The 22,184-nt window shown below is 57.0% G+C and carries 18 protein-coding genes and 1 tRNA gene; 6 read left to right on the top strand and 13 right to left on the bottom strand.

Annotated features, from left to right (window positions below; translation table 11 throughout):
* Positions 1 to 6: 6 nt before the first annotated feature.
* From ACMGGH_RS11050 to ACMGGH_RS11020, 7 genes are all read right to left on the bottom strand, one after another.
* Entirely contained in the window at positions 7 to 1,149 is a 1,143-nt protein-coding gene (locus tag ACMGGH_RS11050; protein WP_232948778.1) for a Gfo/Idh/MocA family protein, read from the bottom strand.
* Positions 1,142 to 2,167 carry a sugar phosphate isomerase/epimerase family protein gene (locus ACMGGH_RS11045; RefSeq protein WP_045260717.1) on the bottom strand — a complete coding sequence of 342 codons (1,026 nt, stop codon included), beginning with the start codon at positions 2,165 to 2,167 and terminating at the stop codon, positions 1,142 to 1,144. The genes ACMGGH_RS11050 and ACMGGH_RS11045 overlap by 8 nt, the downstream gene beginning before the upstream one ends.
* A 15-nt stretch (positions 2,168 to 2,182) precedes the next feature.
* Positions 2,183 to 3,418: an MFS transporter gene (locus ACMGGH_RS11040; RefSeq protein ID WP_136486474.1), complete on the bottom strand. Its 1,236-nt coding sequence runs from the start codon at positions 3,416 to 3,418 to the stop codon at positions 2,183 to 2,185.
* Positions 3,419 to 3,661: 243 nt separating this feature from the next.
* Positions 3,662 to 5,050 carry a phenylalanine transporter gene (gene pheP / locus ACMGGH_RS11035; RefSeq protein WP_047367642.1) on the bottom strand — a complete coding sequence of 463 codons (1,389 nt, stop codon included), beginning with the start codon at positions 5,048 to 5,050 and terminating at the stop codon, positions 3,662 to 3,664.
* Between the two features lie 102 nt (positions 5,051 to 5,152).
* The gene (locus ACMGGH_RS11030) at positions 5,153 to 7,126 is read right to left on the bottom strand and encodes a PhoX family protein (protein WP_420299120.1); all 1,974 of its coding nucleotides are present in this window, start codon (positions 7,124 to 7,126) and stop codon (positions 5,153 to 5,155) included.
* A gap of 127 nt (positions 7,127 to 7,253) precedes the next feature.
* Positions 7,254 to 9,437 (bottom strand): TonB-dependent receptor, encoded by a 2,184-nt coding sequence (locus tag ACMGGH_RS11025; RefSeq protein WP_193052451.1) that lies wholly within the window; start codon positions 9,435 to 9,437, stop codon positions 7,254 to 7,256.
* A 288-nt stretch (positions 9,438 to 9,725) separates the two neighbouring features.
* Positions 9,726 to 9,802, bottom strand: a tRNA-Arg gene (locus tag ACMGGH_RS11020).
* Positions 9,803 to 10,080: 278 nt separating this feature from the next.
* Here ACMGGH_RS11020 and ACMGGH_RS11015 point away from each other — a divergent pair.
* From ACMGGH_RS11015 to fimZ, 3 genes are all read left to right on the top strand, one after another.
* Positions 10,081 to 10,779 (top strand): EAL domain-containing protein, encoded by a 699-nt coding sequence (locus ACMGGH_RS11015; protein ID WP_059357448.1) that lies wholly within the window; start codon positions 10,081 to 10,083, stop codon positions 10,777 to 10,779.
* A gap of 24 nt (positions 10,780 to 10,803) precedes the next feature.
* Entirely contained in the window at positions 10,804 to 11,520 is a 717-nt protein-coding gene (locus ACMGGH_RS11010) for a helix-turn-helix transcriptional regulator (protein WP_028012233.1), read from the top strand.
* An 812-nt stretch (positions 11,521 to 12,332) separates the two neighbouring features.
* On the top strand, positions 12,333 to 12,965 hold the full coding sequence (gene fimZ / locus ACMGGH_RS11005) for a fimbria biosynthesis transcriptional regulator FimZ (RefSeq protein WP_028012232.1): 633 nt from the start codon (positions 12,333 to 12,335) through the stop codon (positions 12,963 to 12,965).
* Positions 12,966 to 13,016: 51 nt separating this feature from the next.
* Here fimZ and sfmF read toward each other — a convergent pair whose 3' ends face one another.
* From sfmF to fimA, 6 genes are all read right to left on the bottom strand, one after another.
* Positions 13,017 to 13,538 carry a fimbria assembly protein gene (sfmF, locus tag ACMGGH_RS11000; protein WP_226858963.1) on the bottom strand — a complete coding sequence of 174 codons (522 nt, stop codon included), beginning with the start codon at positions 13,536 to 13,538 and terminating at the stop codon, positions 13,017 to 13,019.
* 9 nt (positions 13,539 to 13,547) lie between these two features.
* On the bottom strand, positions 13,548 to 14,555 hold the full coding sequence (fimH, locus tag ACMGGH_RS10995; RefSeq protein WP_059355415.1) for a type 1 fimbria D-mannose specific adhesin FimH: 1,008 nt from the start codon (positions 14,553 to 14,555) through the stop codon (positions 13,548 to 13,550).
* Positions 14,548 to 17,109: a fimbrial biogenesis usher protein gene (locus ACMGGH_RS10990; protein ID WP_232929514.1), complete on the bottom strand. Its 2,562-nt coding sequence runs from the start codon at positions 17,107 to 17,109 to the stop codon at positions 14,548 to 14,550. Before ACMGGH_RS10990 ends, fimH begins: the two co-directional genes overlap by 8 nt.
* A 14-nt stretch (positions 17,110 to 17,123) precedes the next feature.
* On the bottom strand, positions 17,124 to 17,816 hold the full coding sequence (gene fimC / locus ACMGGH_RS10985; protein WP_028012228.1) for a type 1 fimbria chaperone FimC: 693 nt from the start codon (positions 17,814 to 17,816) through the stop codon (positions 17,124 to 17,126).
* Positions 17,817 to 17,850: 34 nt separating this feature from the next.
* A complete protein-coding gene (gene fimI, locus ACMGGH_RS10980; RefSeq protein ID WP_028012227.1) occupies positions 17,851 to 18,396 on the bottom strand; it encodes a type 1 fimbrial protein subunit FimI in 546 nt (181 codons plus the stop codon).
* A 68-nt stretch (positions 18,397 to 18,464) separates the two neighbouring features.
* Positions 18,465 to 19,028, bottom strand: a complete 564-nt coding sequence (gene fimA / locus ACMGGH_RS10975; RefSeq protein ID WP_028012226.1) for a type 1 fimbrial major subunit FimA — start codon at positions 19,026 to 19,028, stop codon at positions 18,465 to 18,467.
* 310 nt (positions 19,029 to 19,338) lie between these two features.
* Here fimA and folD point away from each other — a divergent pair, with 310 nt between their 5' ends.
* From folD to ACMGGH_RS10960, 3 genes are all read left to right on the top strand, one after another.
* Positions 19,339 to 20,205: a bifunctional methylenetetrahydrofolate dehydrogenase/methenyltetrahydrofolate cyclohydrolase FolD gene (gene folD, locus ACMGGH_RS10970; RefSeq protein ID WP_028012225.1), complete on the top strand. Its 867-nt coding sequence runs from the start codon at positions 19,339 to 19,341 to the stop codon at positions 20,203 to 20,205.
* Between the two features lies 1 nt (position 20,206).
* Entirely contained in the window at positions 20,207 to 20,419 is a 213-nt protein-coding gene (gene ybcJ / locus ACMGGH_RS10965) for a ribosome-associated protein YbcJ (RefSeq protein WP_028012224.1), read from the top strand.
* 223 nt (positions 20,420 to 20,642) lie between these two features.
* Positions 20,643 to 22,142, top strand: a complete 1,500-nt coding sequence (locus ACMGGH_RS10960; RefSeq protein WP_028012223.1) for a PTS transporter subunit EIIC — start codon at positions 20,643 to 20,645, stop codon at positions 22,140 to 22,142.
* Positions 22,143 to 22,184 lie beyond the last annotated feature (42 nt).

The following is a 22,184-nucleotide window of genomic DNA, read 5'->3' as shown; positions in this document are numbered from 1 at the left end:
AATGCGTCAGCATTCCACGCGCACCCAGCGCTGCTGCTGATGGCTTTTCACAATGGCATCAATGATATACATCACGTTTGCGCCATCGTGAAACGTCGCAAACTGCGGCGTCTCCGGCATTGCGCCCGCCTGCACGGCGCGGTAGAACTGCGCCATCATATTTTTGAAGGCATCCGGCCAGCCTTCAATATGCCCGCCAGGGAAATGGGCGCTGTCGGCAACGTCAGGGTTCATCAGCCCCGGATCGTCGGTGAGCGTCTGGTTTGCCCGGTCGCGATGGCCGATCCACAGCTGCTGCGGGATCTCCTGATCCCATGCCACCGACCGCTCGCTGCCGTTGATCTCAAAGGTCAGACGGTTTTTTCGCCCGGCGCTTACCTGCGAGACGCTAAAGCTGCCTTTGCTGCCGTCGTCAAAGCGGAACAGCACCGAGCCAAAGTCTTCGGTCGTGACTGGTTTGTCTTCATACTCCGCCTGTTCGTCATGGGAGAAGGTTTGATTCCCGCCCTTGCTGGCCCTGCGCGTCGGCCAGACGATGGAGAGATCCGCCATCACCTCAGTAATGCGCCGCCCGGTGACGAACTGCACCGTGTCGCACCAGTGGGAGCCGATATCCGCCACCGCGCGCGATTCGCCGCCGAGCGCGGCATCCACCCGCCAGTTGTAGTCGGTTTCCAGCAGCATCCAGTCCTGTAGGTAGCTGCCGTGTGAGGCAAAAATCCGCCCGAGGCTGCTTGCGCGCAGCATGCTCGCCGCCTGACGCACCATCGCAAACTGGCGATAGACGAAGCTCACGCCGTGCACCACGCCCGCCTGCTCCGCCAGCGCCACCAGCTCGCGCGCCTCCTCAGGCGTCATGCACAACGGCTTTTCGGAAAACACGTGTTTGCCCGCGCGCAGGATCTGGCGGTTAATCTGTGCGTGCAGGTGGTTCGGCGTGCAGTTGTGCACCACGTGCAAATCAGGGTGCGCGAGCAGCTCCTCAACGCTGCCGTACGCGTGCGGTACGTTTAGCAGGCGCGCCTTTTCCTGCGCCTTAACGAGCGAGCCGTCGCACAGCGCGACCACCTGAACAAACCCGAGGCGCCTGAGCGCCTCGATATGTGCCGGGCCAATAAACCCGCTGCCGACGATCCCGACGTTAATCATGACTGCCCCCTGCGGCGAAATCGTCAAACGCCCGTCCGGAAACGGGAATGATATGGCGGCGGATAAATTCGCTGCCTTCGCGCGCGCCGGTATCGCCGTCCTTCAGGCAGCACTCCCACTCCAGCACCGCCCAGCCGTCGTAGTCGTACTGGGTCAGCTTGCTGAAAATGCCCTTAAAGTCGATCTGCCCGTCGCCGGGCGAACGGAAGCGACCGGCGCGGTTGATCCACGGCTGGTAGCCGCCGTACACGCCGCTGCGCCCGCTGGGGCGGAACTCGGCATCCTTCACGTGGAACGCCTTGATGCGCGCATGGAAGATGTCGATAAAGGCCAGATAGTCCATCTGCTGGAGCAGCATATGGCTCGGATCAAAGAGGATGTTGCAGCGCGGATGGTTATCCACCAGCGCCAGAAAACGCTCGAAGGTCACGCCGTCGTGCAGATCTTCCCCGGGATGCAGCTCAAAGCAGACGTCCACCCCCTGCTCGCCAAAGGTATCCAGTATTGGCCGCCAGCGGGTTGCCAGCTCCTCGAACGCTTCCTGAAAACGCTGCTCGTTATGCGGCGGCCACGGATAGAAAAACGGCCACGCCAGCGAGCCGGAGAAGGTGGCGTGCGCTTTCAGACCTAATCTTGCCGAGGCGACCGCCGCCTGCTTCAGCTTCTCCGTGGCCCACGCCCGACGCGCAGCATCGTTACCGCGCACTGATGCGGGCGCGAAGTGGTCAAACGCGTCGCTGTAGGCGGGGTTCACCGCCACGAGCTGCCCTTCCAGATGGGTAGACAGCTCGCTGATAACCAGCCCGTGCGCGGCCAGCGTAGCGGCGATGTCATCGCAGTAGGCCTGGCTCTCCGCCGCTTTCTCGACGTCAAAGATGTGCGGATGGTTGCAGGGGATCTGCACCGCCTTATAACCTTTACCTGCCGCCCATTCAGCCAGCCCGTCGAGCGAATTAAACGGCGCTTCTGCGCCAATAAACTGCGACAGAAAAATGCCGGGTCCTTTCATCGTCCTCATACCACCTCCTGAACGTTACGCCTTGTCATCGTCATACTTAAACGTGAGAAGGAAAATCAGCGCGATCGCCGCGGCCGCTACCGCCGGGATCCACCAGAATGTCACCCACGCCTGCGGCACGGCCTGCCCTGCCACCAGGCGGTTATAGAGCGCGCCGGAAATCTGCGAGCCGAGCAGCATGCCGATGCCGTAGGTGAACATCACGATCATGCTCTGCGCCTGGCCTTTCACCTTTTCGCCTGCCACCCGGTCGGTGTAGATAAAGCCGACGACAAAGAAGAAATCGTAGCAGACGCCGTGGAGCAGAATGCCGAGATACAGCAGAATGCGCCCCTCCTCGCTGACGCCCAGCGCGAACATGGCGTAGCGCACAAACCACGCCAGCATGCCGATCAGCAGCATGACCTTCACGCCCAGACGGCGGAACAGCAGCGGAATGACCAGCATGAAGAAGATCTCGGACATCTGCCCGAAGGACATGGCGGTGCTGACGTCGGCAATTCCTGCATCCGCCAGATACGAGGCGGTGTAGGCGTAATAGGTGCCGAGCGGGACGGAGATCAGCATCGCGCAGACGGAGAAGACGAAAAAGTGGCGGGTTTTGAGCAGCGCGAACGCATCCGCGCAGAAGAGATCCCGCACCTTCACCGGCAGGCCTTTCGCGGGCGCAGGCGTGTGCGGCAGCGTCAGGCTGTAAAGCGCCAGCAGCACGGAACTGGCCGCCGCTACCTTAAAGATGGTAACGCTGGACGCCACGCCGGTGACGCCGATGAAAATGCCCGCCACGATCCAGCCGATGGTGCCGAACACGCGCACCACCGGGAAGGTTTTATCCACGTTCGCCAGGCTATGGAACGCGATGTTGTTGGTCAGCGCCAGCGTCGGCATGTAGCAGAGCGTGTAGCCAAACAGCAGGCCAATCAGCAGCGCGCCGTTCTCGGCAATCAGCGCCCCCGGCACGAACCAGAGGATCGCCGCGCCCGCGAGGTGCATCACCGCCATCACCTTCTGCGAGGCGAAGAAGCGGTCCACCAGCATCCCGAGCACGAACGGCGAGAGAATCGAGGCGATTGGCCCGGCGGAGAACGCATCGCCAATCAGCAGAGACATGTTGTGCTGGGTCATCACCAGGCCGAGCGTGACCGACCAGCTACCCCAGATAAAAAATTGCAGAAACATCATCAGCGACAGCCGCGGTACCAGCAGCCGGTGCTGCGCTATCGCCTTTTCACTACTTTCAGTTGACACCATGATAAGCCTCACCCGGAAAAAGTAATCGATTACAAAACAACTCAAATGAAAAGTAATCGATTACAAAATAAAGATCCTGTGGATCGTAGAAGATTTGGGAGGGGGGTCACGATAAAGATGAAGCAGTGTTTTGTAGGCCCGTAAGCGCAGCGCCACCGGGCGTGAAGGCAGGTGCGGTCTGGTTTGGTGCGGTCTGTTGCCCTCACCCCGGCCCTCTCCCACAGGGAGAGGGAGAAAAACGGGCTACTTTTTGCGTGAGAGCTTAAACGCGATAAACAGGAACACCACCCATACCGGCAGCAGCATTGCTGAAAGCCGCATCTCATCCATGGTGCACATCAGCACCAGAATCAACGCCAGGAACGCGATACAGAGGTAGTTCCCCGCCGGATAGAGCAGCGCTTTGAACTGCGTCTCGCGCCCCTTACGGCGCATCGCCGCGCGGAAACGCAGGTGCGCGAGGCAGATCATGATCCAGTTCAGCAGCAGCGTCGCCACAACCAGCGCCATCAGCAGGCCGAAGGCCTGTTTCGGCAGCAGGTAGTTAATTAGCACTACCAGAGACGTAATCGCGCCAGAAAGGAACAGCGAATTGACCGGCACGCCGCGGCGGCTGACGCGGGTGAGGAACTTCGGCGCGTTGCCCTGTACGGAGAGGCCAAACAGCATACGGCTGTTGGAGTAGACCCCGCTGTTGTACACCGACAAAGAGGCCACCAGAATGACAAAGTTCAGTGCCGAAGCCACCACGTTGCTGTTGAGATCGTGGAAAATCATCACGAACGGGCTGCTGTCGGACTTCACTTCCACCCACGGGTAAAGCGCCAGCAGCACCACCAGCGAGCCGATATAGAACAGCAGAATACGGTACACCACCTGGTTGACCGCTTTAGGAATGCTTTTGTGCGGATCGCGCGCTTCGGCCGCGGTAATGCCAATCAGCTCCAGACCGCCGAAGGAGAACATAATCACCGCCAACGAGAGGATGAGCCCTTTCCAGCCGGTCGCCAGGAAGCCGCCGTGCTGCCACAGGTTGTCGATAGTGGCCCGCTCGCCGCCGTGGCCGGAGAACAGCAGCCACAGGCCAAAGCCGATCATGCCGATAATTGCCAGCACCTTAATCAGCGCAAACCAGAACTCGGTTTCACCATACAGGCGCACGTTGACGAGGTTAACGGCGTTAATGATGATGAAGAAGGCCGCCGCCCAGATCCACGTGGGCACGTCCGGCAGCCAGTACTGCATGTAGATGCCTGCGGCGGTCAGCTCCGCCATCCCCACCAGCACGAACATCACCCAGTAGTTCCAGCCGGAGAGGAAGCCTGCGAACGGGCCCCAGTATTTATAGGCAAAGTGCGCGAAGGAGCCTGACACCGGCTCTTCAACGACCATCTCGCCGAGCTGGCGCATGATCAGGAAGGCGATAATCCCGGCGATAGCGTAACCCAGCAGAACCGCCGGGCCGGCCATCTGAATGGCGGGGCCGATGCCGAGAAACAGCCCGGTACCGATTGCGCCACCAAGGGCAATTAACTGAATATGTCGATTTTGCAAACCACGTTGCAGCGTCGGATTCTGATCCGACGAGGCTTCAGCGCGACCATGGCCTGAAGCGGATGACGCGTCTTTCACGCCCTACCCCTGTCTCTTTTTTAGAAGGGGCACGTTTTAACACTTCATGCTGGTGGTAGCAAGCTTAACGCCGGGCCAGCGCGTGCGCCCGGCGGATAAACGTCACGACCCGATAATTCCGCCGTCCGCTTTAACGATCACCACCGTGGACGATCGCGGGCGTCCGTTCGGGCTGGCGTCCGGCCAGTTGGAGACGGCGCGAGGATTGGCCGGGTCGGTAATATCATCCCCGCCCTCCCCTGGGTGCTGTATGTTGATAAACAGCGTGCGGTTGTCCGGCGTAAACGCAATGCCGGTGATCTCACACCCGCGCGGCCCGGTCAGGAAACGGCGATACTCGTTGGTGCCCGGAATGGTCGCCACCATCTGGTTATTGCCCATCCCCTCATACGCTTTCTTATTGATGGTGCTGGAGGAGACGTCGGTCTGGATCCACAGGACGCCCTGATGATCGAAAGAGAGTCCGTCCGGACTGCCGAATGCCGCGCCCTGCATGGAGCCTTTGGCCTTCGGATCGTCGCCGTCGGTGCGTCCGGCCATGACCAGAATATCCCACTTAAAGCGCGCGGCAGCAGGATCGGCCCCGTCTTCGTGCCAGTGCATGATATGCCCAAACACGTTGTTGGCGCGCGGGTTGGCGGCATCCACCGGCGCTTTCCCCTCTTTCCCGCGATCGCTGTTGTTGGTGAGCGTACTGTAGACGCTGCCGCTGGCGTGCGGATCGACGGCTATCCATTCGGGGCGATCCATTTTGGTCGCCCCCACCGCGTCGGCCGCCAGGCGGGTTTTAATCAGCAGATCGCCCTGGCTTTCAAACCCTTTACTCTTATCCAGGCCATTTTGCCCGAAGATCAGCGGCAGCCAGTCTCCGCTCCCGTCCTCGTTGAACCTGGCGACGTACAGCGTGCCGGAGGTCAGCAGCTGCATATTGGCTTCACGGTTCTCGGGATCGTATTTTTTGTCCGAGACAAACTTATAGATGTACTCAAACTTCTGATCGTCACCCATATAGACCACCACGCGATTATCGGCGGCGAGCGTGACGGCAGCCCCCTCATGCTTGAAGCGACCGAGCGCGGTATGCTTGCGTGGCGTAGAGGTCGGGTCGTAAGGATCGATCTCCACGACCCAGCCGAAACGGTTGGGTTCGTTAGGGGTTTTATCGACGCTGAACCGCTCGTCCACCTCGTTCCAGCGGTAGGATTCATCGCTGTCGCTGATGCCGTAGCGTTTTTCCAGCGGATTGAGATCAGCTTTTTTGACAAAAATATCCGACCAGTTTTCCTCGCAGGTGAGATAGGTGCCCCACGGCGTGTGGCCGTTAGCGCAGTTTTGCATGGTGCCCAGCACGCGCTCCCCCTGCGGGTCGGCGGCGGTTTTCATTAAGTCCTGATGCCGCGCCGGGCCGGTAAGCTGCATCGGCGTATTGACGGTGATGCGGCGGGCATATGAAGACGGGCGTACCACCTGCCAGTCGCTGCCCGCTTTTTTCACTTCCACCACCGAGACGCCCATCGCGTTCTGCCCCTTGCGGGCCTTGTCGAGGCTCCAGTTCGCCGTACCGTCGGTAAACAGCATCCCGTTGTCGATGTATTCATGGTTCATCGCCAGCAGGCCATGCTCCGGGTTTTGCTCCCCCTGCGGCAGGCTAAACCACGCCATGCCGTCGTGGTGCATGCCCGCCTGCACGGCCTGTTCGTCCGTGGTGTTGCTGGCGTCCGGCTTAAAGGCCGGCATGTTGTTTTTGATCCCCGTCGGGTCACCCCAGCGATAGAACGGGCGGGCAATATAGCCTTCCGGCACCCTGACCGTATCTTCGGTGGAGACGTCGATGCTGGTAAAGCCCAGGGAAACCGCTTTTGCCAGCGCGGAAGGTTTCGATACCGCGGCAATGGCGATCTCAGGTTTGATCAGAAACGGGAATGATACGGCGGCCCCCGCAACGGCCCCCATCTGGAGAAAACGGCGGCGGGAGAGGAACACATCTGCCACCTCGGAGAATACCGGGTTTGCGCTGCGGTTAGCGATGTCGTCGCGATGTTCTTTTTTAAAAACGGATTTGAGGGGTCTGCCCATAGCGGCTTCCTGTCATTGGCCAAGAGGTAAAGAGTTGGCGACCAGTGTAAGAAGCTTTTATTACAATTTTATAACACGATGACGGAAGGATGGGGGCATCCGTGCCCCGGATAACGAGGTGGAACGCTTAGAACTCGTAGCCAACCGAGACCTTAAAGGTACGCGGTTCGCCCTGAGTGATGTAGGTACCGGAATCGTCCACGCTGGCCCAGTAGTTCTCATTGGTCACGTTGTCGATGCCCGCGCGCACGGTCATCTGGTTTGCGTTGTGGTTCACCGCGAAGCGATAGCGCATGCCCAGATCCAGCGTGGTGTAGCTATCCAGCTTTTTGCTGTTCGCGAGGTCGGCATACTGCGTGCCGGAGTGGTTCACGCGCGCGGTCGCTGTCAGGCCGTCAACCGGCTTGATGTCGTACTCCGCGCCCAGCACGGCGTAGAAGTTCGGAATACCAATTGCATCGTTGCCTTGGTTCACGCCGTTTTTGGTTTTGGTTAGCTCCGCCTGCAGCCAGGTGGCGCTGGCGTTCAGACGCATCCCGAGCATCGGCTCGCCGAAGACGTTCAGCTCCACGCCACGGTTGCGCTGTTCAGCGTCCAGGCCGTAGTGATTGTTAGCATCGAGGATCGCCGAGGGCATTTTAATCTCAAACAGCGCCAGAGAGCCGCCCACGCGCCCGAAGTCCGCCTTCACGCCCACTTCGTTCTGCTTAGAGTGAACGATGCCGGTGCTCTGGCCGTAGTTGGTGGCGGTGTTAGGTGCGGTTTTGCCCGGCTGCAGCGCTTCGGTGTGGTTGGCGTAGAGGGAAATTTCTTCCCACGGTTTGTAAACCACGCCGTAGGTTGGCATCCAGCGGCTGCCGTCGAAGCCGTCCGCGTCGTTCTCTGCGCCGGTAATTTTGTTATACCCGCGAACGACCACTTTCTGATGGCGCGCGCCTGCGGTGAACAGCAGCTTGTCATCAAGCACGCCCAAGGTATCGCTCAGCAGCCAGCCCTGGGTGCGGGTGCGCCCGCTGGTCAGCGGATCGCTGTATTTACCGCCGGAGCCGTTGAAGTTGGTGCTGTCCGGCATATCCACGCCGGTGTTGTGGTAGATGTTGGTGGTCGGGTTATCCGCCGTCGCCGACATTTTCCACGCGATTTTTTCGTTTTTGGTCATTGCGGAATACCCGACGTTGACCTTGTGCGAGACGAAGCCGGTGTTGAAGTTGCCGCGAATGCCCGCCATGCCGCTGACGGAATCGCTGATGCGGTTGGTATCCAGTCGGCTGGCCGTCGCCTTGCCGCTCTTGTCCACCAGCTTCGGTGCGCTGTAGATCCCTTCTTCATGCGCGTGCTGCGCGCCCAGGCCGGTATAGGCCGTCCAGCTGTCGGTGATGTCGTACTCGCTGCGCCACATCCCGAACTCGTTTTCGATATCGCTGTAGGCCCACTTCTGCGAGAAGTTACGATCGTTCTTCGGCGGTTCTGGCACAAAATCCACCGCCGAGATGTTGACGCTGGTCGGGCTGCCGTGGAAGGTTTTTTTCTGATAGCCCAGATCCAGCGAGGTGCGGAAGCGGTCGCCTTTGTAGTCCAGGCCGGTGGAGAGCAGCGTGGTGCGGCGGCGATCGTTCGGTACGCCGGTTTCCCCTTCACGATGCACGAGGTTCACGCGCGCGCCGAACTGGTCGTTATCGCCAAAGCGACGCCCCGCATCCAGCGTGGTGCCAATCTGGGAATCCGAGGTGTAGTCCACGCCCACTTTCGCCTGCGGGGTGTCGCCCGCGTGTTTAGGCTCAAGGTTAATCATCCCGCCCACACCCGAGCTTGCCGCGCCGTTCATCAGGGAGTTGGCCCCTTTGAAGATCTCAATGCGGTCAACCATCTGGGCATCCACCACCTGACGCGGCAGCACGCCGGAGAGGCCACCGAAGGTCATGTCGTCGCCGTCAAACTTCAGGCCGCGAATGCGGAAGGTTTCTGCGCTGTTGCCGTAACCCTGAACAAACTGCACGCCCGCGTCGTTGGCGACCACGTCAGCAATGGTTTTCGCCTGCTGATCTTCCACCAGCTTTGAGGTGTAGCTGATGATGTTGAACGGCACGTCCATGGCGTTCTGCTGGCCGAGCATCCCCATTCGCCCGCCGTTCGCCACCTGTCCGTCAAGGAAGGCCGGCACCAGCTGGTCGCCACCGGGTTTAAAGTCGCCGGCAGGTGCAGACTGCACAACGATGGTGTCTTCTTTTTTATCCTCTGCCGCCCAGGCGGAATGTGTAACCGCGCCAATGGCGAGCGCCAGCAGCGTTTTATGCATTTTGGTGTTGTTCATCGTTAACTCGTTTGAAAGTGCGCGCAAAAATAGCCCGTGGACGGGCCTTAGAATATATTGGTTGCAATGCAAATGAGAACTATACGCATTATCTATGCTTTGGCAAGCGCAAATCTCTGCAGGATCCTGCTCAAGTTAATGCGTGATAAAAGGGGATGCTCACCTTGCGCTGAACCATTTAAGTGAACACGCACGGAAAATGGATGCCATTTTGGCAACCATGACGCAAATACGACACAAGGAGAAAATCAGGATGGTTTGAAACTGGCGTAAGTGCCTGTTTCTAAATGGCACGCCCTGTAGGATTCGAACCTACGACCTACGGCTTAGAAGGCCGTTGCTCTATCCAACTGAGCTAAGGGCGCACTGAGAAGAGTGAACTTCGCGGTGGTGAAACGCGAAGAATTATACGGTCAATGGCAGGTGAGTCAATGCCTTTTCCGTTTTCGGGGGCAATTACCGCTAGCCGATTGTAAATACGGCTATTTTCTCAACATTTCTCGCTGTTTCACCGTAAAATTTAGCGCTGCGAAAAGGCTTAGTTGCATTTAAGTAACGCCTGCTGTTTTCCTGCTCGTCGGCTCGTCACACTAGAGCGAGGTTTCCCGGCCGCCTGGAGGCTGACAGACAACAGGACAATGGAGTGACAGCGCACAACCCGTTCGATACGCCCCCCCGGTTACAGTTTATGTCTCAGGACATCGTCGGCATCAAACTGGAGCCTGTCGTCGCCCTCACCTCTCAGCGTCAGGTTGGCGTGGAGGTGCTTAGCATTCTGTCCGAAACGCAGCACAGCGAGGATTTTTTCCGCCATCAGTCGGCAGGCTGGTCAATGACGCTGCTTGAAGCGCAGCTTGCTGCACTAAAAAAGACGCCGCACGGTAAAAATCTTTTTATTAATCTGCCGATAACCGTTCTGACAGAGCCAGCGTCCTTTCAGCGGCTCATCAATCTGAAAAACACGCCGCTGAATATCGAGATTGTTGATCTCTCTGTCTTTCTGGCTTTCTCTGCCGCACAGAAGCAGCGCGTCATTCAAAACCTGTCGAAACTCCGGGAACAGGGGCACAGTATATGGCTGGATGACATCGACGAAACGGTTATTCAGCCGTTTTTATTTTGTCGATTACCGTTGAACGGCATCAAAATTGATAAGGGCGCATTCTGGCGTTTACGCGCCACACCCGCGCTGAGGCAGCTGGTTTCACGTTGCTTTCAGCTGGCCGGGAGCGTGCTCATCGAAGGTATTGAGACTGAACGCGATCGCACCTGGGCACTGCAGGCAGGCGCAGATCTCGGCCAGGGATATTACTGGCCGTCCTGGACATGGCCGGAGGATTAAAGAGCCATTTCCAGGAGGGAGACCATGCGAATGACAGTGCGCCGTTACCGGCGGCGGCGTACAGGAAGTGATGCACTGGGATTTACGCGCTCACCTTTTGCTCCCCCCTTTTTCGACCGGCTCGAGTTTTTGAGCCAGTCCATCAGCCAGCCCCGAAAAACCGACGCTCCGTTTATCATTCTGGTCACGGAGGATCATTTTCTGCGCACCGGTTTTCTCAATGGGCAGTTTCCCCTGAGCAGCTGTTGCGACTATATCTCACTGGATGATGCGCTCGGTGCTCAGGCACAATGGCCTTCAGCGCGTCTGGTGGTGGATGTAGAAAGCCGTTCCACCGGGCTGATTGATCAACTGGATCAGTTAAGAAGGCATAGCCTGTATCCCCCCTTCCTGACGCCGTGGCTACTGGTCCGGGCAGATAATTATGATACCCGCCTCTTCTGCAAAGCTGCGGGGCCTTTTCACGTGCTGGAACGTCAGATGAACGCGGCAGGGCTTCAACACAGCCTGATGGATGCCCGCCCACCGCAGGGGTCCGATAAAGACTGGTTTTCCCGCAATGAATGGCCCATTTTGCAGGAGCTTGCCCGCGGTAAGACGCTGCGTCAGATTGCCCTTCTGCAGAATCGCCCCTATAGCCGCATTATCTATCGTCTCAGCTGCATCCTGCTTAAGCTGGGGCTGAGCCATCGCCAGGAATTGTTACACCTTCTTAATAACCTCTCTGACTGCACGTTTTAACTTACGCACTAACTTCTTATTTCCTAAAGCGCTTTAGGAATTTACTTACCACGCATGTTATGAAATGGTTAAATTTTAACAATGTATTCGATTTTATAACTATTCCTAATTTATGGTTCGGAACCATGTGAAATGTCACAGAATGAACCAAAGGCAGCACTTTCCTCCATCCGTTAAGTGAATGCAGAAGGCGTTAATAAGATGATAATGATGTAAAAACAAGCAGCTTCGCTTCACTCTCCAGGAGCGGAAAGCAAAGTGAATAGCATGTTCTCCTGCGCGATGATGGCGTGACGTTGATGCGCCTTAAGCACTTTCAGATGAAGGTTTGACACCTTGCGAGGGCACTTTTTCGCCTCTTTGACCCTGGGTCGCCCGCCGAATCGACGGTCTTTTTTATTAACAATTACGCAACATAAAGTGACATCTGTTATTTTTTGTTATTACATAAAGATGAAAAGATGCGGTAAATGGGATAACAGGATATTTCCGCTAAATTTAAAAACATAGCCATTAAGATCCAGAAGATAATACAAACCAATAAGCGGAGACTAATTTACAGGGTTTTCGGAAAAAACTTACTCTGTATAATAAGATGCGTACCAAATCTGAATAAGAAAAATCTTTTTGCCAACACCAGCCAAATGAGATGACCGCGCTGAGGCACTGTTCTTTTCATTACGTAAACAAGGATGCTTTCGCTCTTTCCAGGGAAATACTACGGTATAGGGATCTGCACTTTATATCCTTCCGGCATTTCGAGAGTTTTACAAAACTCTGCATAACGCTTTTAACAATCTGAGGCATTAAAAATGAAACCGGCATCCGTTATCATTATGGACGAACATCCTATCGTCAGAATGTCGATAGAGGTCCTGCTACAGAAAAATAAAAATATCACAGTCAAGCTTAAGTCTGGCGATAGCCATGAAGTTCTTGACTGTATTCGCAATCATCCTATCGATTTGGTGATCCTTGACATCGAACTTACGGGCACAGACGCCTTCGCTTTACTGAAGAGAATCAGAAACTTAAACAAAGACATTAAGATTCTGTTCCTCTCCTCTAAATCAGAGTTATTTTACGCGGGTCGTGCGATTCGCGCCGGGGCCAACGGCTTCGTCAGTAAACGAAAAGATTTGGGTGAGATCTACAACGCCGTAGAGATGATTCTGATGGGTTATTCTTTTTTCCCGTCGGAAACGCTGAATTTTATAAACCATATGGGTTCGGGAAAAGGGATGGCAGCGGATATGCCATTATCGAATCGCGAGGTCACGGTATTACGTTATCTGGCGAATGGATTATCCAATAAGGAGATTGCTGAACAGTTACTGTTAAGCAATAAGACCATCAGTGCGCACAAATCCAATATTTATTCCAAGCTTGGCGTACAAAGCATCGTGGAATTAATAGATTACGCCAAAGCGCACGAGCTGCTATAACCTGAATTCACTCCCTGCAGTTTATCCGAGCTGCAGGGAGTGCGGTCAGTGCTAATTATAATTAATCATGAAGGTAGCATCCGCATCAGCCCGTCCGGGCTGAGGGTTATCGGCCGTAGCAATATAATTGGCATAAAATGATAGGGTCGCATTCCCCTGTGCATCAACCGTGACCGGCTGGCTGACCTGCTGAAGCGCCAGACGCGTTTTATCCGCATCCCTGATCTCGACGGCGACGTGGCTCGCTGTACTGGCATCATTCAGCGCCAGCAACCCGCTATTGCTCCCGTCAGCCTTACCCGAGAACGTAATGGACGCCGCCCCGGGGGGACAGCCGGTCAGCTTCAGCGTGAAGGGCATAGGCTGCGTGCGGCTCCCCGTGGTGTTGAGTTGCTTAGTGGGCCAGGTGCCCAGCGTGACCGTTTTGTCGCTATCGTTGCCCTCTGCCACGCAGGTGAAATCGACAATATTGCCGTAGAGCCGAATATTAATTTCGCCCAATGCGGTTTCCGCCTGAGCCTGGGTGCAAAGCGCAAAGAGCGCCACGGTGATAAAACGGATCCCGTTTCGCATGTCTGCTCCTTAGTCGTAATCCACACGCAAATATCCGCGCGAGGTAAAGCGCCCTTCCGCTGGCTTGTTGCCCGTCACGCTCACCGGCCAGACCCGGATCCCCACCTGCGCCTGCGCGCTGTCGTCCAGGCGGAACGGAATTTTGCTCGTCAGGTTGTTAGGCGTGAGCGGCGCACCGCTCTCGTTGGCAATGATAAACCCCACATCCGGGTTATCCGACACCACCACATTATTGGAGACCTTTTCAGCCTCGACGCGCATCGTCAGCATAGCGTTTGCCTCCACGTTGGTGCATTTAATCGCGATGGTTTTGCTTTGCGATGAGACGCCCTCCGGCTTGTTACCCACGCCCGCCTTGCTGAACAGGGAGGCGCCAATGTCGCCGAAATCAAATTCAACCACATTGCCGGCGTTGATGGCGCAGCTCTGCGGCACCTGAATGGTTCCGCTGTAGCTGATGGTGTAGACCGGCGTGGTCAACGGATCGGAGGAGGTGGTAGTGACGTAAACGCGGAACATGGTGGCACGCGGGATCACCACCATATTGATAAAGCGTCGGGTCACCTTAAGACGGAAAATAAGGCTGGAATCCTGCACGCCAAACGGTTTGTTTTTTGAAACGTTCGGATGGCTCCCCATCTGGATATAGCTTTTGGGTGGATAAAACGCGCCAGCATAGCTGTCCGTGATCTTCATCGCCCCGTCCAGATAGTCGTTAAGCTTCAGATACTGATAGCCATCGCTGGTCCCGGTGATCGGGTAATCCGTCACGTAGCTGCGCTTGGTGGTATTCCCGACGGTGCCCTTCGGGCAGACGGCGTTTACCCCCACCCACTGCGATTTCTCGCTGAGGGTGACAACCTGCCCAACCTGGTTATTCGAGCTGTTGAATTTATCCGTCAGGTCGTAATGCACCTCCGTCGGCACGCCCTTTTCATTGACGCACACGGTGGCTAACGCGTTTGTCGCGGGCAGGAGTGCCAGAAGCGACAAGGCAAAGATATGGATTTTAATCACAGCGGATCCCCTTAAGTGTGATCGCCTGTTGCAGGCTCTTTTCAGGCAAGCTGTAAGGCGCACGGCACTGGGACTGCGCCCCGTTACCCCACTGGACCAGCAGTTCGCCTTCCAGCGGCAGCCCACTCAGGTAAATTTGCCCGTCATCCCCCACCATGCTGGTCACGCCGCTCTGGGTTTCGCGCACCACGGCGCCGAACGGCACCGGCTGGTTGCCGCGCGTTACCGTCAGCAGGGCGCGCACGCCAATGCGGGTATCAAAGCTGGCGCGGACGAGCGCGCCTTTGGTCGGCACCACGCTGCTCACGTTGTTTTCGATGTCGGTGTTGTTGCTCATGGTATTGGTATCCAGCGCCACGCGGTTGTAGCGGTAGACGGTGGCATACGGCATGACCGCGTAGCCTCGCCAGTCGGTCTTCACGCCGGTCTGGTTTTCCACGCTGACGCCTGATGCCCCCGGCGCCTTAATCAGCACGTTGGTATCGCCCAGCGGCTGGCTGAAGGTCACGCCGTCTGAATGGCCAACCACTCCACCGGAGAGCTGCCAGTTGAGATCGTGCTGATCGCGGGAATAGTTGTAGCCCACGCCCAGCGTGCCGTAGGTTGCCTGCCAGTTGGCGCTGGCGCTTCCGCTTGAGCCGTTGGTGCTGGCGTGTCCCTGGGTCACGCTGTAGTTCAGGTTGCGGTCCTCAAGCAGCGTGCCGCTGACGCCGGTTTGCCAGCTCGTGTCGCCATCGCTGTTTCGGCTGGCGGATGCGGTGGCATAGGCGCGATCGATCGCGCTGTCCCGGCGATAGCCCTGGCGGGTAAAGAGGCTAAACGGCACGGAGACGTTAAACGACGCGATCCGGTCGGTACCGTCGATCCCGACGGATTTGTTCCACGACCATGACAGGGAGTAATTGATCCCCTTCAGGCCCCCCGCGTAGCCCAGCTGATACCAGAGGTTCGTTTCGTCCGTCCCCCAGTAGGTTTGCTCGCTCCCGGAGATATAGACCGAGCCGTAATCCCCCAGCGACTGGGAAATGTTGAGCTGGAAGCGGCCTTTTTTATTCCACGTCAGGTTGTGATAGCTCTGCACGTCCGGCACATCGTTATCGTCCTGGCTATCGGCATACTGGTAGCCCTCCATTGAGCGCCAGGCCACGTCGTCCAGGGTGTAAAACCCCTTCGTTGAGTAGCGGTAGCCCAGCAGCTGGAAGTTGGTGCCAAACCCGTTCAGCGATTTTGCATACAGAAAACGCAGCGATTGCCCTTCATGTTTGCTGTCGTCCGCGAGCTGGCTGCGGGCGTGGGTGATATCGACGGAGACTGCGCCCCAGTCACCGAGGTTTTTCCCGGCACCGACGGCCACTGCGGTATAGCGTGACGCCAGCTGGGTGCCGCCATAGAGCGTAAAGCCGTTGGCAAGGCCGGTAATCAGGGTGCCCTGGGCGAAGAACGGTGTATCCTGGTCGCTGTTACCGCTGCGGTAATCCCCCGCCACGAGGTCATATTTCCAGCGCCCTTCACGCTGCAGGAGCGGCACGGTGGAGTACGGCACGGTGTAGCGCTGCTGGCTGCCGTCTTTCTCTTCCACCGTGACGTCAAGGTCACCGCTGGAGGAGGTCGGGTTAAGATCGGTAATGGCGAACGCGCCGGGCTGGACGTAGCTTTGATAGATAACGTAGCCGTTCTGGCGAACCACCACTTTGGCAGGCGTACGGGCAATACCGCGCACGGTCGGCGCGTAACCCTGCAGGCTGTCGGGGTACATGCTGTCAGACGAATAGAGCCGCCCGCCGCGAAAACCGACGCTGTCGAAAACGTCATTCCCGGTGTTGCTGTCGCCCAGCACCAGCTCACTTTTCAGTGGGATAACGGTGCGCTGCGCCCAGGTGCCAATATTCTGCCACTCGCTGCGCCGCTTCCCGTTATTTTGCGTGTAGCGCCATGCGCCGTTGTTGCGTAAACGCCAGGCACCATAGTTCAGCCCGCTCTGCAGGTTCAGGTAATAGCTGTCGTCTTCGCTTCCCCGGTTGCCCGTAAAGCTGTAGTTCACCAGCGCGGCGGGAATGCCTTCATCCCACTGTTCAGGCGGAATATAGCCGCGCGCGCTGTTTTGCATTGCCACCTGCGGCAGGCTGACGTTCAGGCGCTGTGAAGCAAAGTTAAATACCGTTTCGCTGCCGGGAATGGCCGTGGTCAATGGAACGCACGTTTCACCCTGCACCTTCGCCAGCTCGGGAAATGCGGCAACGTTGACGCCAAAGCGATCGAGCATCGCGCGCGTAATGCACGGCGACAGGCCGCCCGCCACCGGCGGCGTGTTCTCGGCCTGTTCAAAACGCACGTCCTGGGTGCCGATAAACTCATCGTTACGCCAGATATCCACGCGATAGATGCCGGGTGCCTGCTGGTGCCCCTGTTCAAAACGTGACAAATCCGCCACGCTGGCGGTGTCGTCGGATAAGAAGGCCGGGTTGAAGTAGCTTTCGCTCCAGCCAGCCTGCGGCCAGAGCGCGGCCATCAGCGCCAGTGCAACCGGGCAGTAACGTCCCTGGTGGTTTTTCATCGCCCTGACTCTGCTCACAGGTTGACGCTGCGCGCCGGTGTAATGGCACCGTAGTCATTCACGCTCTGCCAGGAGAGCGTACCGCCAGCCCCGGCAGGCAGCACCTGCTGAGCCGAGTTTTTCGGCGCGACCATCAGGTTTTCCAGCGTCTGACCGCCCAGCTTCAGGTTGACCAGAGTGATGTAATACGGCGAGGCGTTGCTGACTTTGAGATGGTTCCCCACGCGCTCAAAGCGCAGCTGGGAAAGCGCCTCATCCGGCTGCATCGCCAGGTTATTCGGGCGCACAAACAGCTTGATGCGCGAAAGGATCGCCAGCTGCAGCACGTTATTGTTTTCCGTTTTCGCTTTGTTCACTGACGGGATCGCCTTCACGTTCATGTAAAAGAGCGATTCGCGATCGGCGGGCAGCGCGGGCCCGGCGTAAATAATACGCAGCGTGTTTTCGCTGTCCGGCTCGCTAACGAACAGCGGCGGCGTGACGGCAAAGGTTTTTTCCTTTTGCCCGCTGGCATTTTCGATCCACGCGTTAATTAAGTAGCGTTCTTGTTTATTGCTGTTGGTGATCGCCAGCGACGTTTGCTTCGCATCCGCCGGATAAATAACGCGCGTGGCCCCCAGCGCAATACCGCCGGAAGCATTCGCGCAAGCAGAAACCATCATTAAAATAAACGATAAAAGCAGTCCTGGTTTAATTAGCATATTCATCAAAACCGTACCTTTAATAATGTGTTCGCAGGTGTTATGGATAAATCAACGTAAACCAGACATCCGACTGAATATTGCCTGGCACGAGGTGTTCGGAAATAGCGCGATAGCGGGCGCTAAAATGAAATGCGAGCTCGCTGGTATTCACGGGCAACCAGCTGACGGCCGTCGCATTCGGGATAATCTGACGCTGCTGCTCATCAAAAAGCGCCAGCCCCACGCCGCTGCTGACAGGCGTTTCACCTGGCCGCGATGTCGCCAGAAAAACCTGCGGATCTTCCGCGGGCGTCACGCCCTGAAACTGGATCCCCACGATGCGGGAGACATCCACGCTGCAGTCCAGCAGCCGCACGGTGAACGGCACATTAACCGTTGAAAAGCTGCCCACACCGGAAAATGAATTGGTTCGGTACTGCCCCATGTCGATGCGCATATTCTGGCTGTCGGGCGCCACGGCACAGCCGCCGTTTACCAGCTCCCCACGAAGATGCACCTTGCCGCCTTCGATCACCACGGTATGCGCCGATGCCGGGCAGGCCATCGCAAGGGTTAACAGCAGTAGTGTTCCAGTCCTTGTCATCCTTCGTTCCTGGCAGTAGCGTATGACGGGCCTCGTCCCTGAGGCCTGAACATCCCTGTGCGAGGGTATTATTCGTATTTCATTACGAAGGTGGCGTCAGCGTTCGCCTGGCCTGGCTCGGTGGTTGCAGCCGTTGATTTGTAGCGCGCGGTGAATTGCAGGGTGTTAGTCCCTTTAATCAGGTCTTTCGCGGCAGAGAAGGTGGCACCGTCCGGGGTCAGCACGCTGGATTTGCTGTCGAGGATCTCGATACCCACGCCTTTCGCGGTGTTGTCGTTGTTACCGGACGTCACGGCCAGCAGGGTTTTGTCGGTCGCGTCGATCTGGCCGGTGAAAGCAACGGCAGCGGTTTTCGCAACCAGTGGATCGCAGTCATTCAGTTCAATGTTGAACGGAATATTAGAGGTGGTGTCGCCCACTTTGGTGAATTTCGCGGTACGATACTGACCGAGATTAACCGTCTGCTCGGAAGAATCGGTATTTACTGAACAAGCAGCATTAACCAGTTCACCTTTAAAATGCACGGTACCGCCATTTACGGTAACCGGCGTAACGGGATCGGCTGCATTAGCGGCACCCGCGACCAGGGCCAGTGTTGCAATAACAGAAGAAGCAATGTTGCTGAGTTTCATGTCTATTCCTTTAAAATGTAAATAACCCTTCCCGCGAAAAATCGGGAATAAGAAATACGTTCAATTGCATAATTGAAAACTTATTTCGGAGGAGACAAAGTAGCTCAGGATGTAATTTTTAAATATGTCAAAACACTGCCATTTCGCCAGGTCACATCCTAATCCCGCCTAAGAAATTGACCATCACTTAAGAAGGGTTTTTGCGCCTCGCGGATGAAAACTCGTAAAGGGTGACTGACAGCGGCGCTCGCTTCTGACAAAATACAGGCAATCCCCCCTTTCAAACGTTACAGACGGAATCTTCTCTCTGATGGCAGCAAAGATTATTGACGGTAAAACGATTGCGCAGCAGGTGCGCTCTGAGGTCGCGGAAAAAGTGAAGGCGCGTAAAGCCGCCGGAAAACGCGCTCCCGGGCTGGCCGTTGTGCTGGTTGGCAGCAACCCGGCATCGCAGATTTATGTCGGCAGCAAACGCAAAGCGTGTGAAGAGGTGGGGTTCGTCTCCCGCTCTTACGATTTGCCGGAAACCACCAGCGAAGCGGAACTGCTGGAACTTATTGACACCCTGAATGCCGATAAAGAGATCGACGGCATTCTGGTTCAGCTGCCGCTGCCTGCGGGCATCGACAACGTGAAGGTGCTAGAGCGTATCGCACCGGATAAAGACGTCGACGGTTTCCATCCGTACAACGTGGGCCGCCTGTGCCAGCGCGCGCCGCGTCTGCGCCCGTGCACCCCGCGCGGCATCGTGACGCTGCTGGAGCGTTATAACATCGACACCTACGGCCTGAACGCCGTGGTCATCGGCGCGTCCAACATCGTGGGCCGTCCGATGAGCATGGAGCTGCTGCTGGCCGGCTGCACCACCACCGTGACCCACCGCTTTACCAAAAACCTGCGTCACCACGTTGAAAACGCCGATCTGCTGATCGTCGCGGTCGGCAAGCCGGGCTTTATTCCAGGCGAGTGGATCAAAGAGGGCGCGATTGTCGTGGACGTCGGGATTAACCGTCTGGAAAACGGCAAAGTGGTCGGCGACGTGGTGTATGAAGATGCCGCGGCTCGCGCCTCTTACATTACGCCAGTGCCGGGCGGCGTTGGCCCGATGACTGTAGCAACGCTGATTCAGAATACTTTGCAGGCATGCGAAGAGTACCACGATGTAGAGGAAGCATAAGATGGCCACATTTTCATTAGGCAAACACCCGCACGTTGAGCTGTGCGATCTGCTCAAGCTTGAAGGCTGGAGCGAAAGCGGCGCGCAGGCGAAAATCGTTATCGCCGACGGACAGGTGAAAGTAGACGGCGTGGTGGAAACCCGCAAGCGCTGCAAAATTGTCGCCGGCCAGACCGTGAGCTTTGAAGGGCAGAGCGTGACCGTGACGGCCTGAGTCCTCCTCACCCTCTCCCCAAAGGGGAGAGGGGATCAAAAATCCCCCCATATCCATCACGGTTATTTATCGATCAACTTCAAATAATCACTATTTCATCTGTTGAAAGGTGAGATTTCAGTTGCGCGTTTTTCACTCTTTCCCCACGATAAGTAGAACGTTCTACTAAAACGTTCTACTTACAATAACAGCGCTTAAAAAGCGCTACTCGGGGGAAATCAGCATGAGTCTGATATCAGGGTTTGTTAAATCGCTGTCTAAGTTATCGATGATTGGTCGCGCCTTAATGCTGCCAATTTCACTGCTTCCCGCTGCGGGCCTGCTGCTGGCCTTCGGCGATAAGTTCCACCTGCCGCTGATGATGAACGCCGGCGGGGTTATCTTTGATAACCTGCCGATGCTGTTTGCCATCGGCTCTGCTGTCGGTCTGGCCTCGGAATCCGGTATTGCAGCACTCTCGGCGGCGGTGTCGGTGTTTGTCACTAACATCACCATCAGTACCGTATTAAGCATTACGCCGGAAATGGCCTCACAGGGCGGAAAATATGCCATGGTGGTCGGCATCCCGACGCTGCAGATGGGCGTCTTCGGCGGGCTTATCTGCGGCATTCTCGCAGCCTGGTGCTACAACCGCTTCCACACCATGCAGCTGCCGGAGTTCCTCGGCTTCTTCTCCGGGAAGCGCTTTGTGGCGATCGCCACGGCGTTCCTCTCTTTCCTGATGGGGCTGCTGCTACCGTACGTCTGGCAGCATATTCAGGCCGGTATCGACGCGCTCTCAGTGATCGTAAACGGTGATAACCAGGCGGCATCGACCTTTATCTTCGGGCTGGTGGAGCGCGCGCTGATCCCGCTCGGCCTGCACCACATCTGGTATCCGTCCTTCTGGTATTCGTTCGGGGATTACACCACCCAGGCGGGCCAGGTGATCCACGGCGACCAGACCATCTGGTTCAAGATGCTCGAAGAGGGGGTGAAATCCTTCAGCAGCGACACCTACCAGAACGCCGGGAAATTCATGCAGGGCGAGTTCCCGCTGATGCTGTTCGCGCTGCCCGCGGCATGCCTGGCGATGTACCACGAAGCGCATACGAAGAATAAGAAAATCGCGGCCGGTATTCTCTTCTCCGCTGCCCTCACCTGCTTCCTGACGGGGATCACCGAGCCGGTAGAGTTCACCTTTATCTTCGTGGCGCCGATTCTGTACGTCTTCAACGCCATCATGGCGGGCCTGGCGTACATGACCATGTACCTGCTGCACGCGCATATCGCCAAATCGTTCTCGGCGGGCTTTATCGACTACCTGTCGTTCGGGATCCTGCCGTCGTTTAACGGCTATCAGACCAACTTCCTGAGTGCCATTATCATCGGCATTCCGATGGCGCTGATTTACTACTTCACGTTCCGCTTCGTGATCCGTCGTTTCGACGTGAAAACGCCGGGCCGTACGGAGGTGACCGCCAGCGCGAATGACAAGTCCGATTCCGAACTTGCCACCGAAATCATCGGCCTGCTGGGCGGCGCGCAGAACATTGACTCCGTCGGCTCCTGCATCACCCGCCTGCGTCTGGAAGTGGCGAAGAGCGATGCGGTGGACAGGGACGGACTGAACGGGCTTGGCGCACGCGGCGTGGTCTTCGTCGGCGACAACGGGATCCAGGTGATTTTCGGTGCCAGAGCACAGTTTATCGCCCAGACCATGTCCACCATGATCGGCAAATAATAAGATGCCTGAACGACACGTCTCCTGTACGCTGGGAGACGT

It is taken from the genome of Enterobacter sp. BNK-16, from assembly GCF_048684955.1.
Classification (GTDB): Bacteria; Pseudomonadota; Gammaproteobacteria; order Enterobacterales; family Enterobacteriaceae; genus Enterobacter; species Enterobacter bugandensis.
The sequence above is the reverse complement of the archived record's forward strand: the minus strand, read 5'-3'. Positions and strand labels throughout refer to the sequence as shown.